This window comes from Paenibacillus sp. Y930, assembly GCF_056786375.1.
In genome coordinates this window covers 263,343-275,467 of sequence record NZ_JBXCIX010000001.1, presented here as the reverse complement: position 1 = coordinate 275,467, position 12,125 = coordinate 263,343, and the positions used below count along the sequence as shown (strand labels likewise).

General features: G+C 40.2%; 12 protein-coding genes. All 12 read left to right on the top strand.

The window, feature by feature from the left end:
* Positions 1-11 precede the first annotated feature (11 nt).
* The 12 genes from rimP (at position 12) to AC1TO5_RS01320 (ending at position 12,086) form a co-directional block, all read left to right on the top strand.
* Positions 12-473 (top strand): ribosome maturation factor RimP, encoded by a 462-nt coding sequence (gene rimP, locus AC1TO5_RS01375; protein ID WP_482060992.1) that lies wholly within the window; start codon positions 12-14, stop codon positions 471-473.
* 33 nt (positions 474-506) lie between these two features.
* Positions 507-1,604, top strand: a complete 1,098-nt coding sequence (gene nusA, locus AC1TO5_RS01370) for a transcription termination factor NusA (protein WP_482060991.1) — start codon at positions 507-509, stop codon at positions 1,602-1,604.
* 28 nt (positions 1,605-1,632) lie between these two features.
* The gene (gene rnpM / locus AC1TO5_RS01365) at positions 1,633-1,938 is read left to right on the top strand and encodes an RNase P modulator RnpM (protein WP_482060990.1); all 306 of its coding nucleotides are present in this window, start codon (positions 1,633-1,635) and stop codon (positions 1,936-1,938) included.
* Positions 1,935-2,261, top strand: a complete 327-nt coding sequence (locus tag AC1TO5_RS01360; protein WP_482060989.1) for a L7Ae/L30e/S12e/Gadd45 family ribosomal protein — start codon at positions 1,935-1,937, stop codon at positions 2,259-2,261. Before rnpM ends, AC1TO5_RS01360 begins: the two co-directional genes overlap by 4 nt.
* Positions 2,258-5,050 carry a translation initiation factor IF-2 gene (gene infB / locus AC1TO5_RS01355; protein ID WP_482060988.1) on the top strand — a complete coding sequence of 931 codons (2,793 nt, stop codon included), beginning with the start codon at positions 2,258-2,260 and terminating at the stop codon, positions 5,048-5,050. Before AC1TO5_RS01360 ends, infB begins: the two co-directional genes overlap by 4 nt.
* A 7-nt stretch (positions 5,051-5,057) precedes the next feature.
* Positions 5,058-5,411, top strand: coding sequence for a 30S ribosome-binding factor RbfA (gene rbfA, locus AC1TO5_RS01350; RefSeq protein WP_482060987.1), 354 nt, complete (start codon positions 5,058-5,060; stop codon positions 5,409-5,411).
* A complete protein-coding gene (locus tag AC1TO5_RS01345; RefSeq protein ID WP_482061797.1) occupies positions 5,411-6,400 on the top strand; it encodes a DHH family phosphoesterase in 990 nt (329 codons plus the stop codon). The genes rbfA and AC1TO5_RS01345 overlap by 1 nt, the downstream gene beginning before the upstream one ends.
* Before the next feature lies 1 nt (position 6,401).
* Positions 6,402-7,310 (top strand): tRNA pseudouridine(55) synthase TruB, encoded by a 909-nt coding sequence (gene truB / locus AC1TO5_RS01340; RefSeq protein ID WP_482060986.1) that lies wholly within the window; start codon positions 6,402-6,404, stop codon positions 7,308-7,310.
* 37 nt (positions 7,311-7,347) lie between these two features.
* The gene (locus AC1TO5_RS01335; protein WP_482060985.1) at positions 7,348-8,307 is read left to right on the top strand and encodes a bifunctional riboflavin kinase/FAD synthetase; all 960 of its coding nucleotides are present in this window, start codon (positions 7,348-7,350) and stop codon (positions 8,305-8,307) included.
* 142 nt (positions 8,308-8,449) lie between these two features.
* Positions 8,450-8,719, top strand: a complete 270-nt coding sequence (gene rpsO / locus AC1TO5_RS01330; protein WP_482060984.1) for a 30S ribosomal protein S15 — start codon at positions 8,450-8,452, stop codon at positions 8,717-8,719.
* Positions 8,720-8,819: 100 nt separating this feature from the next.
* Positions 8,820-10,922, top strand: coding sequence for a polyribonucleotide nucleotidyltransferase (gene pnp / locus AC1TO5_RS01325; protein WP_482060983.1), 2,103 nt, complete (start codon positions 8,820-8,822; stop codon positions 10,920-10,922).
* A 153-nt stretch (positions 10,923-11,075) separates the two neighbouring features.
* The gene (locus tag AC1TO5_RS01320) at positions 11,076-12,086 is read left to right on the top strand and encodes a polysaccharide deacetylase family protein (protein ID WP_482060982.1); all 1,011 of its coding nucleotides are present in this window, start codon (positions 11,076-11,078) and stop codon (positions 12,084-12,086) included.
* Positions 12,087-12,125 lie beyond the last annotated feature (39 nt).

Sequence of the window (12,125 nt, the reverse complement as noted above, 5' to 3'; positions counted from 1 at the left end):
AGGAACACAATTTGAGTACATCAGCGATCAACACCGCAATTGAGGCTATGATATCACCTTTTCTCAATGAACATGGATTTGAATTGGTCGATATTGAATACATAAAGGAAGGTAGTAATTGGTTTCTGCGCATATTTGTAGATAAAGAGGGCGGCATTGATATTGATGAATGCGTTCGAATTAGCGAATATGTAAGTGAGCAACTTGATGCGAAAGAACCAATATCAGGCGCTTATTTCCTTGAAGTATCTTCTCCTGGTGCGGAGAGACCACTTAAGAAACCTGAGGATATACAAAAATCAGTAGGTAAAAATGTCTTCATAACAACCTATGAATCGCTTAACGGTATGAAGGAATTTGAAGGTGAACTTACTGCATTTGATGGTGAAGAAGTTACAGTGCGTGTAGGCACGAAAGAGTACACAGTACCTTATGCTAAAGTTGCAAGCGCACGTCTTGCTATTATATTCTAACGTTTATTAGATGAAAGGGGGAACAAGTTTCCAATGAGTATGGATTTTATTGAGGCGCTACAAGAGATTGCAAGAGATAAAGGTATCTCCCAAGAAGTGCTTTTAGATGCAATTGAAGCAGCACTTATTTCAAGTTATAAACGAAACTTTAACACGGCACAGAACGTTAGAGTAGAAATCAATCGTCATAATGGTATTATTAAAGTATATGCTCGTAAAAATGTAGTAGAGGATGTACTTGACTCTAGATTAGAAATTGCAATAGATGCAGCGCGTGAAGTTAACCCGCATTATCAATTAGATGATATTGCTGAGATCGAGGTTACGCCTCGTGATTTTGGTCGTATTGCTGCCCAAACAGCCAAACAAGTCGTTACCCAACGTATTCGTGAAGCTGAGCGTGGACTAATCTATAACGCATTTATTGATAAAGAGGAAGATATCGTAACGGGCCTTGTACAGAGACAAGATACACGTAATTTATTTGTTGATTTAGGTAAAGTTGAGGCAGTATTGCCGCTGACAGAATTAATGCCGACAGATAAATTCAAGCATCTTGATCGTGTGAAGGCTTTTATTACGAAGGTGGAAAATACGACTAAGGGTCCGCAAATTATTCTTTCTCGTACACATCCAGGTCTTCTGAAGCGTCTGTTCGAACTTGAAGTGCCAGAAATATATGATGGTGTTGTTGAAATTCGCTCTGTGGCTCGCGAAGCAGGCTTTAGATCCAAAATTGCTGTGTTCTCACGCAATCATGAAGTAGATCCTGTAGGATCTTGTGTAGGACCTAAAGGTCTACGTGTTCAAACGATCGTGAACGAGCTAAAAGGTGAGAAAATCGATATTGTACGTTGGTCCGATGATGTTGCGGAATATGTTGCGAATGCACTTAGTCCATCGAAAGTCATTGAAGTTAACGTATTTGAACAAGAAAAAATGGCACGTGTTATCGTACCAGATTACCAGTTGTCATTGGCAATAGGAATTAAAGGTCAGAACGCTCGTCTTGCAGCAAAACTAACTGGTTGGAAAATTGACATTAAGTCAGAAACTCAAGCAGAGCAAGAATACGGACGTCCAAAAACGACACAAGACGTTATGCATCAAGATTCGGTTTCTATCGATTAATTGAATCAGAATGAATGGAGGGTGTGCGATGAGACCAAGAAAAGTACCGCTTCGCAAATGCGTTGCTTGTCAAGAGATGATGTCGAAGAAGGAACTGATTCGGGTCGTACGGACACCGAATGATGAAGTTCTGATTGACCTAAGCGGTAAAAAATCAGGCCGAGGTGCTTATCTATGCGGGAAAGTAACTTGCTTTAAGCTAGCTAAAAAGAGCAAAGCGCTTGATCGTGCATTAAAGCAGCCGGTTGGAGAAGAAATATACGATCAATTAGAACAAGATTTTATTAAGCTAGAAGATGAGTTCTTTGCGAATAAGGAGCTAACAATTGAATGAAAATAAATAAAGCCTTATCTGCGCTAGGAATGGCGATGAGAGCCGGAAAGTTAGCGACTGGCGATGAAATTGTTCTGAAGGCCGTTCGTGCTGGAAAAGCAAAGCTAGTTATTGTTGCTGGAGATGCTTCCGAAAACACGAAAAAGAAATTTTCAGATAAGTGTGGCACTTACAATGTGAAACTTGTCGAAGCTTATGATCGAGAAAGCTTAGGCAGAGCAATTGGAAAGCCAGATCGTGTAATTATTGCAGTTACTGACGTGCAATTTGCTAAATTAATTGTGGGTCATTTAAGCCAAAAAACGGAGGTGGATCTTACTTGAGTAATAATATAGAGGGTAAGGAAAATAAAGACAAGCTGCGCGTATACGAATATGCAAAATCGGTAGATATGAGCAGCAAGGAAGTTATCACCATTCTTAAGAGGCTGGATTTACCTGTGAACAACCATATGAGTGTAATGGAAAACCAAATGGTTTCTAAAGTTGAAGGTTTCTTCCGTGAAATCAAAGAAAATGCAGCAGTGAAACGATCGAATGCTGAATCATCAGCTACGAAGGTAAAATCAGCTACTACAAGTACGGAAGCAACACAAGAGAAAAAGGAAATCTCGCAAGAGAACAGACAGGAGACAAGGAATTCTATTAATACTAACGAAAATCAGAACCGTGAGGAAAAACAGGAAGTAACGAATACTCCTACACGTTCAACACAATCAACAACTGCAAGTAGTCAAGGGGCTAGAGAGCAACAACCAAGAACGCAAAGCTCTAGCCAAAGTAGACCACAAAGTAGTCAAAGTGGAAGTCGTCCACAAAGTAGCGGTCAGTCTCGCCCTCAAGGACAAGGTAGCAGTTCAAGTCGTCCACAAGGTCAATCTAGTAGTCGTCCGCAAGGCCAAGGTGGCGGTCAATCTCGTCCACAGGGTCAAGGAAGTAGCCAAAGTCGTCCACAAGGTCAATCAGGCGGATTCAATCGTCCACAAGGTAGTGGTCAAGGCGGCCAATCTCGTCCTTACAATAATTCCGGTGGTCAATCTTCTGGAGGTCGTCCACAAGGTGGCGGTCAAGGTGGTCAATCTTCATCTAACCGTCCTACTAGCGGTGGTCAAAATCGTTCAACTAGCTCGACTTCACCTGCACCATCTCGTGCATTTGAGTCTCGTTTTGACAGTGCACGTACAACTACTGGTGATCGTAATTCGAATTCGAATTCAAATTCAAATTACAAAGGTAGAAATAGCAGCAATCGTTTTGAGGATGGGAAATCCGGATCTAACTCCAGAAATAATCGCAATAATAAAGGTCGCGGTGGCAGAAATAATTATCAAAACCAACCACCTCGTGAAAAAATTGATAATACACCGAAGAAAATTATCGTTCGCGGTACATTAACAGTTGGTGAACTGGCTAAGATACTTCATAAAGATGCTTCGGAAGTTATCAAAAAGCTTCTATTCTTAGGTGTAATGGCTACGATTAACCAAGAGGTTGATATGGACGCGATTATGCTAATTGCAACAGAATACGGCATTGAAGTAGAAGTGAAAATTCCAGTTGAAGAAGATAACTTCGAAACGGTTGATGAAGTAGATGAAGCTGCTGATCTAGTAACTCGTCCGGCAGTTGTTACGATTATGGGTCACGTTGACCATGGTAAAACAACACTACTTGACTCTATCCGCAAAACGAATGTTACGACAGGCGAAGCAGGCGGTATTACCCAACATATCGGTGCTTACCAAGTTGAAATCAACAACAAGAAAATTACATTCCTTGATACACCAGGTCACGAAGCGTTTACATTAATGCGTGCTCGTGGAGCACAAGTAACTGATATTACGATTATCGTTGTTGCAGCAGATGACGGTATTATGCCTCAAACTGTTGAAGCAATCAGCCATGCGAAAGCTGCTGGTGTGCCAATTATCGTTGCTGTTAACAAAATCGATAAACCTGAAGCAAATATTGATAAAATCAAGCAAGAAATGACTGAATATGAGCTAGTTCCAGAAGAATGGGGCGGCGATACAATCTTCGTAGAAGTTTCTGCGAAACAACGTATGGGTATTGAAAATCTGCTTGAAATGATTTTATTAGTTGCAGAAATGAATGAATTTAAAGCAAACCCTAACAAACGTGCTCGTGCTACTGTCATTGAGGCTGAACTTGATAAAGGTAAAGGTCCAGTTGTACGTATTCTAGTCCAACATGGTACGTTAAGAGTAGGGGATGCATTCGTTGCAGGTAACTGTTTCGGTCGTGTAAGAGCAATGGTCAATGACCGTGGTCGTCGCTTAAAAGAAGCGGGTCCTTCTACTCCTGTTGAAATTACAGGTTTAACGGAAGTTCCACTTGCTGGTGATCCGTTTATGGTGTTCGAAGATGAGCGTAAAGCACGTGCAATCGCTGATCGTCGTTCGATCAAACATCGTCAGTCTGAAATCGGTGCAAACACTCGTGTAACACTTGATGATTTGTACAACCAAATTAAAGATGGCGAGATGAAAGATCTTCACGTTATCATTAAATCCGATGTTCAAGGTTCTGGAGAAGCATTGAAAGGTTCTCTTGCGAAAATTGACGTTGAAGGTGTTCGCGTTAAAATCATTCATAGTGGCGCAGGTGCGATCACTGAATCTGATGTTAACTTGGCATCTGCTTCTAATGCTATCGTAATCGGTTTTAACGTTCGTCCAGAACCACAAGCTGAATATGCGATTGAACAAGAAAAAGTAGATGTTCGTTTACACTCAGTTATCTATAAAATTATCGATGAAATCGAGCAAGCGATGAAGGGTCTTCTAGATCCAATCTACAAAGAAGTTATTACTGGTCATGCAGAAGTTCGTAATATCTTCAAAGTTACAAAAGTAGGATCAATTGCTGGTTGTATGGTTGTTGATGGTAAAATGGTTCGTAACGGAGAAGCACGCGTTATTCGTGACGGTATTGTAGTCTACACTGGTAAAATCGATACTTTGAAACGATTCAAAGATGATGCCAAAGAAGTTACACAAGGCTTCGAATGTGGTATTACACTTGATCGCTTTAACGATATTAAAGAATCAGACATTATCGAGTCATTTGTTATGGAGACAGTTGAGAGGTGAATAAGTAATGGCTAAAATTCGTGTAGGTCGTGTTAGTGAGCAAATCAAGAAAGAAATTAGTCATTTAATACAGACTGAATTAAAAGACCCTCGTATTGGCTTTATTACAGTCACTGGTGTTGAAACGACAAATGATCTTTCACAAGCTAAAATCTACTTGAGTGTACTGGGTAACGATGAACAGAAAGAAGAAACTCTAAAAGCACTTTCTAAAGCTACCGGCTATCTTCGCTCTGAGCTAGGTAAGCGAATTAAGTTCCGACATACTCCAGAATTACACTTTAAGTTTGACAACAGCATTGAGTATGGAAGTCGTATCGAAAATCTTCTTACAGAAATTAATCAGGATTCAAAAGAGTGATGATTACATCTCATTCTTATAATGAGCAACTAGAAGGAGCTATAGCGTTTATAGAACGCTATAATTCCTTTCTAGTTATTGCTCATGAACAACCAGATGGTGATGCGATTAGTTCATGTTCAGCAATGACTTGGTTGCTTGAGCAATATAACAAGCAGGTAATTATTATTAATGAGAGCGAATTACCTGGTCGCCTTAGCTATTTGTATCAATACGATAATATAAAGCGATTCAATCGTGAAGCCTCGTTGCAATTTGATGCGGTGATTGCCCTTGATTGTGCAGATTATTCTCGTCTTGGTGAAGTAAGAACATTGTTTACTACTGGAATTACTCCACTGCTCAATATTGATCATCATCCTACTAATAATGAATTTGGTACATTGAATATTGTACGTTCACATGCCGCAGCAACAGTTGAAATAATATATGATCTTATTAAATACGCTAACCTAACTCCGAACTTACCTTGCGCCATTGCGCTGTATACGGGGTTATTGACGGATACTGGCGGATTTCGATATTCCAACACATCTCCAGAAGTGATGGCAATGGCATCAGAGCTTCTAGCTCTTGGTGTTTCTGCTTATGAGCTTGCAGATCATTTACTAGAAAAAATGACGTATGCAAGACTTCGCTTACTTCAAACATTATTAGCGCGAATTTCCTTCAGTGAAGATCATCGAATTGGCTGGGTATCTGTTATGCATGATGACTTAGCTACTTGTGGTGCTGTTCCAGAAGATCTTGAAGGTATTGTCAACTATGTTTTGAATGTCGATAGTGTTGAGGTTGGGATTCTCTTCAAGGAATCGGAATCAGGGTTTGTGAAAGCAAGTATTCGTTCTGCTGGAAAAGTTGATGTTGCAGCTGTAGCACATAGCTTTGGTGGCGGTGGTCATGTTAGAGCTGCTGGCTGTAAATTGAATGCTGATATGAATAGTAGTATTGAAGATTTAGTTGGAGCGATACGAAAGGCGTTGACATAAGATGGACGGCGTACTAGCCATTTGGAAGGCTGAAGGTTGGACATCACATGATGTAGTGGCGAAAGCTCGCCGCCTACTTGGAATGAAACGAATTGGGCATGCGGGTACACTTGATCCTATGGTGACGGGTGTACTTCCGTTATGTTTAGGCAGAGGCACTCGAGTGGTTGAATATATTCAAGAACGTCCGAAGGCTTATGAAGCAACAATTCGTTTGGGAGTAGCGACGGATACGGAAGATATTACAGGCGTAGTCATTGAAACTGCTGAAGTATCTGTTATAAAGGAACAACAAATACATGAGGTGCTCCATAGCTTTCTTGGTGAAATAGATCAAATTCCGCCTATGTTTTCTGCTCTCAAAGTAGATGGAAAACGTTTGTACGAGCTTGCTCGTGAAGGCAAGACGGTAGAGCGTAAATCACGTAAAGTGACGATCTACTCGATTGACCTACTTCATCTTGATCTAGATGGGGAGCATCCACAATTCAGCTTTTCCGTACAATGCTCAAAAGGTACATATATTCGTACATTATGTGTTGATATTGGAAAGGCATTAGGTGTACCTGCTACGATGGCATCATTAATTCGTACGATGTCAGGAGGCATAACGAAGTCTCAATGCTTAACACTAGAGCAAGTGGAAGAACATATGAACAATGGTACACTCCAGCAGCTACTTGTTGCGCCAGAGCTTGCTATTGATCATCTTCCTGCTACGACAGTACAAAGCATCAAGCGGAGATATGCGATCCAAGGCCAAAAGCTTTATTGGACGGATATAACAGGACATCAGTTGTTAGCGGATCATTCCTTGGTTCGTGTCTTTGATGAAGAAGATGTTTTTTTGGGTATTTTCGAACTTGATAAACAAAATCATGTTGTGAAACCAATTAAAGTATTTTCTTGATCGAAAATGTTAATGATGAAATGTAGGTGTGTCAACTTTGAAAATCATAACTTTGACTTACCCTATATCACTTAGTGAGATAGAGTTGAATGATCAATCATTATCGATTGCAATAGGACATTTTGATGGTGTTCACAAAGGGCATCAGCAAGTTATTTCTAAAGCAGTTTCTACTGCAAAAGCTAATGGGCAAGCGTCGGCAGTCATGACATTTGATCCTCATCCCAAAGCGATTTTAGGTCAAGGTGAACAATACGTTCAATGCATTACTCCATTATTCACGAAAACTAGATTGTTTGAAAAACTTGGCGTTGATTATGTGTTTATCGTCAAATTTGATAGTAATTTTTCAAAGATTACTCCTTATGAATTTGTTACTAACATTTTACAAACACTTCATGTCGTCAATGTTGTGATCGGTTTCGACTTCCGCTTTGGTGTAGGTGGTTCCGGAAATCCGGATATTATGAAGAAATTATGCGAACCAGCGATTCAAGTGGACGTTATTGAGGCTTATCTTATTGATGAAGTGAAAGTTAGTAGTACTGCAATAAGAGAGTGGTTGGAAAGTGGAGATATTAAGCGAGCTAACCATTTATTAGGTCGTTATTTTGAAGTTGAGGGAACGGTCGTTCAAGGCGATCAGCGCGGACGTACGATTGGTTTTCCTACAGCAAATCTTCGGCTTCATGCTCCATACGTTACGGTCCGCTTAGGTGTATATGCGATTATCGCGCATCTCGGCAATAAAACGTATTATGGTGTTATGAATCATGGAATGAAGCCGACGTTCTATGAACAAGATATTGTTCCAGTTATGGAAGCACACTTGTTCAATTTTTCAGAAGATATTTACGGTGAGACGATGACGATTGAGCTTGTCCAATATTTACGTTCAGAGCGTAAATTTGAGGGGATTGCTGCTTTGATTGAACAGTTGAAGCTTGATGCTAAGCAAGCTACAGCTGTTACTGCAAACATAATCTCGACAAACTAAATTCATCTATGCTATACTATGTACTGATATTGCACTTGCACATTTAGCGTGTACAAGCAGCAGTAACTGAACCTTGGCATGGTTATCGAGCTCACCGCCGATAACGAGGCTAATGGCGATTATGATAAGGAGGTGAACATGGATGGCAATTACACAAGAACGTAAAAATGAAATTATTGAGGCGCACAAAACTCACGCAAGTGATACGGGGTCTCCAGAAGTACAAGTAGCTATCCTAACGGAAAACATCGTGACTTTGACAGATCATCTTCGTACTCACAAGAAAGATCATCACTCACGTCGTGGTTTGTTGAAAATGGTAGGTCAACGTCGTAAATTACTTGCATACCTTAAAAACAAAGATGTTAGACGTTATAGCGCATTGATTGAAAAACTAGGCTTACGCCGTTAAGATCAGTGTAATGAAAAGCAACCTGACAGTCCTTTAGCAGGTCCATTATTGGATCGTTGAGGCTACGGGTTGCTTTTTGTAATAGAAAAGGAGGGTTTGAATGCAACATCGTGTTGAAACGACGCTAGGTGGAAGAACGCTAGTGCTAGAAACAGGTCGTTTGGCGAAGCAAGCCAATGCTGCTGTAATGGTAACATACGGAGATACTGCAGTACTTTGTACTGTAACGGCTTCAACTGGACCAAAGGATTTGGATTTCTTCCCACTGACGGTAAACTATGAAGAACGTATGTATGCAGTAGGTAAAATCCCTGGAGGATTTATTAAGCGTGAAGGTAGACCAAGTGAGAAAGCTATACTATCTAGCCGTCTAACTGACCGTCCAATTCGTCCATTATTCCCAGAAGGTTTCCGTAATGATGTACAAGTTGCTAATATTGTTATGTCTGTAGACCAAGATAACGCACCTGAAATTGCAGCTATGATTGGTACTTCAGCGGCATTAACGATATCAGATGTACCATTTGATGGTCCAGTTGGTGGAGTCATCGTTGGTAGAATTAATGGTGAATTCATTATTAACCCGACGATTGCTCAATCAGAAGAATCTGATATTTATCTTGTTGTATCCGGTACAAAAGATGCAATTATGATGGTAGAAGCTGAAGCTAATGAAGTGTCTGAGACGGTTATTCTTGAAGCAATCATGTTCGGTCATGATGCAATCAAAGAACTTATTAAAGCAATCGAAGAGTTCCGCGTTCTTGCAGGTAAAGAAAAAATGGAAGTTGTTCTTCATGCTGTTGATGAGAAAGCCAACGAAGCTGTTCGTGCCTATGCAAGTGCACGTCTTGTTGAAGCGGTGAAAACTGTTGAGAAGCATGCTCGTCAAGAGGCAATCGATGTAGTTAACAGCGAAACCGTTGCTCACTTCGAAGAAGTATATGCTGAAACTCCAGAATTAATTGCTGACGTGAAAGAAATTCTTTACGATATCGTGAAGGAAGAAGTTCGTCGTCTAATTACTCATGATAAAGTTCGTCCAGATGGTCGTGCTTTAGGTGAGATTCGTCCAATCGAGTGTGATGTTGCGATATTGCCTCGTACGCACGGTACTGGACTATTTACTCGTGGGCAAACTCAAGCATTAAGTGTTTGTACGCTAGGTGCGATGGGTGATATTCAAATTTTAGATGGTATCTCAGTTGAAACAACAAAACGTTTCATGCATCACTATAACTTCCCGCCATTCAGTGTTGGTGAAGCTAGACCACTTCGTCCTCCAGGACGTCGCGAAATCGGTCACGGTGCATTAGGAGAACGTGCATTAGCTAAAGTTATTCCTTCTGAAGCAGAATTCCCTTACACAATTCGTCTTGTATCCGAAGTTCTTGAATCTAATGGTTCATCTTCGCAAGCAAGTATTTGTGCAAGTACGTTAGCGATGATGGATGCAGGCGTGCCGATAAAAGCTCCAGTTGCAGGAATTGCAATGGGTCTGATCAAAGACGGAGATCACTTCTCAGTTCTTTCTGATATTCAAGGGATGGAAGATCATCTTGGCGATATGGACTTCAAAGTTGCGGGTACTGCTGAAGGAATTACGGCTATCCAAATGGATATCAAAATTTCTGGTATCAATCGTGAGATTTTAACTCAAGCACTTGATCAAGCTAAAGAAGGACGATTATTTATTTTAGGTAAAATGGCGGAAGTTATCACTGCCTCTCGTCCAAAATTGTCTAAATATGCTCCGAAAATTATTAGTATGAAAATCAATCCTGACAAAATTCGTGATGTTATTGGTGCTGGTGGTAAAATCATCAACAAAATCATTGAAGATACTGGCGTGAAAATCGATATTGAGCAAGATGGTTCAGTATTCATCGCTTCATCTGATGAAGAAATGATCCAAAAAGCAAAAGAGATTATCGAAGGTATTGTCAAAGTTGTCGTTATTGGCGAAATTTACTTAGGTACAGTGAAACGTATCGAGAAATTTGGTTGCTTCGTAGAAATTCTACCTGGTAAAGATGGACTAGTTCATATTTCACAACTGTCATCTGACCGTGTAGCGAAATGCGAAGATGTTGTTGCTATTGGTGATCAAATCACTGTTAAAGTAACAGAAATCGACCAACAAGGTCGTATTAACCTATCTCGTAAAGCGGTACTCGTTGCTGAAGAAACTCCAAAAGCTTAATTGAATGATAGTTGAATAGCAATGCGATGAAGAGTCAGATTAGATCTGTCTCTTTTTTTGCGTTTCACACATAATTGAAGGCGTTCACTCATAACATGTACTACAGATACGCTTGTACAGGTGTATGCAGTAAATGGTGCAGGAGTGAGAAACGTGAGAATCCAATGGTGGAAAAAAGCTTCCTTTATCGTGGCAAGTACATTAGCGCTTGTCGTATTCATAAAATTTAATGGAAATCTGTCTAGCTTCATTCATCATGTTCAAGAACAGGATGCGGTATATACCTTCATGCAAGTGAATCGTTCAGAGGCTGAGAAAAAGGAATTATATGCTCAAATCGAAGCAGAAGTGGGTAAGCATAAGATTGAACCGATCAATGCAAGAATAGATAGAGTTTTTCATGCGATCCCTGGCTACAATGGAATAGAAGTAGATATCGAGAAAACATATGAATATAATTTGCAGATGGTACGTGGAGAGAAAATAAGGTTCATCTACAAAAATACAGAACCTGTGGTTAAGCTTGAAGATTTGGGGAACCATCCGATCTACAAAGGTAATGCTAATAAGAAAATAATTGGGTTCATGATCAATGTCGCATGGGGCAATGAATATATAGAATCTATACTTAGTACGCTAGAGCAAGAGCAAGTATATGCTACATTTTTTCTGGATGGAACATGGCTTCGTGACAATAAAGAATTAGCTATAAAGATTCAAAATGCTGGTCATGAGTTATCCAATCATGCATATTCTCATCCAGATATGGCGAAGCTATCTCGCTCTGAACAAGAGAGACAAATTACACGCACAGAACAATTATTGAAAGAACTGAATGTAGAGAACAAATGGTTCGCACCACCATCTGGTTCTTTCAATCAGGCAACGATACAAGTTGCGCGAGATCAAGGTTTATTGACGGTACTATGGACGATTGATACGATTGATTGGAGGCGACCACCGGCAGCAACGGTTGTAACACGTGTGACGACGAAATTAGAGCCAGGCGCATTAATATTAATGCATCCAACGATCTCAACAGCTAAAGCAATGCCTGAAATGATCAAAATTATTAAAGAACAAGGCTACTCTATCGGCACAGTGAGTAATACATTATCTTCCGAACGATTAAAGGATACAGTTGAGGGAGTAGATTTATTCTGATATAGTTGAATGATTCAATAATTTATGTGCTTCCTAGTA

Bases quoted from the DNA above. Each gene is read 5' to 3' on its own strand.
- nusA (WP_482060991.1), top strand. From the start codon at position 507: ATGAGTATGGATTTTATTGAGGCGCTACAAGAGATTGCAAGAGATAAA.
- rnpM (WP_482060990.1), top strand. From the start codon at position 1,633: ATGAGACCAAGAAAAGTACCGCTTCGCAAATGCGTTGCTTGTCAAGAG.
- AC1TO5_RS01360 (WP_482060989.1), top strand. From the start codon at position 1,935: ATGAAAATAAATAAAGCCTTATCTGCGCTAGGAATGGCGATGAGAGCC.
- rbfA (WP_482060987.1), top strand. From the start codon at position 5,058: ATGGCTAAAATTCGTGTAGGTCGTGTTAGTGAGCAAATCAAGAAAGAA.
- AC1TO5_RS01345 (WP_482061797.1), top strand. From the start codon at position 5,411: ATGATTACATCTCATTCTTATAATGAGCAACTAGAAGGAGCTATAGCG.
- truB (WP_482060986.1), top strand. From the start codon at position 6,402: ATGGACGGCGTACTAGCCATTTGGAAGGCTGAAGGTTGGACATCACAT.
- rpsO (WP_482060984.1), top strand. From the start codon at position 8,450: ATGGCAATTACACAAGAACGTAAAAATGAAATTATTGAGGCGCACAAA.
- pnp (WP_482060983.1), top strand. From the start codon at position 8,820: ATGCAACATCGTGTTGAAACGACGCTAGGTGGAAGAACGCTAGTGCTA.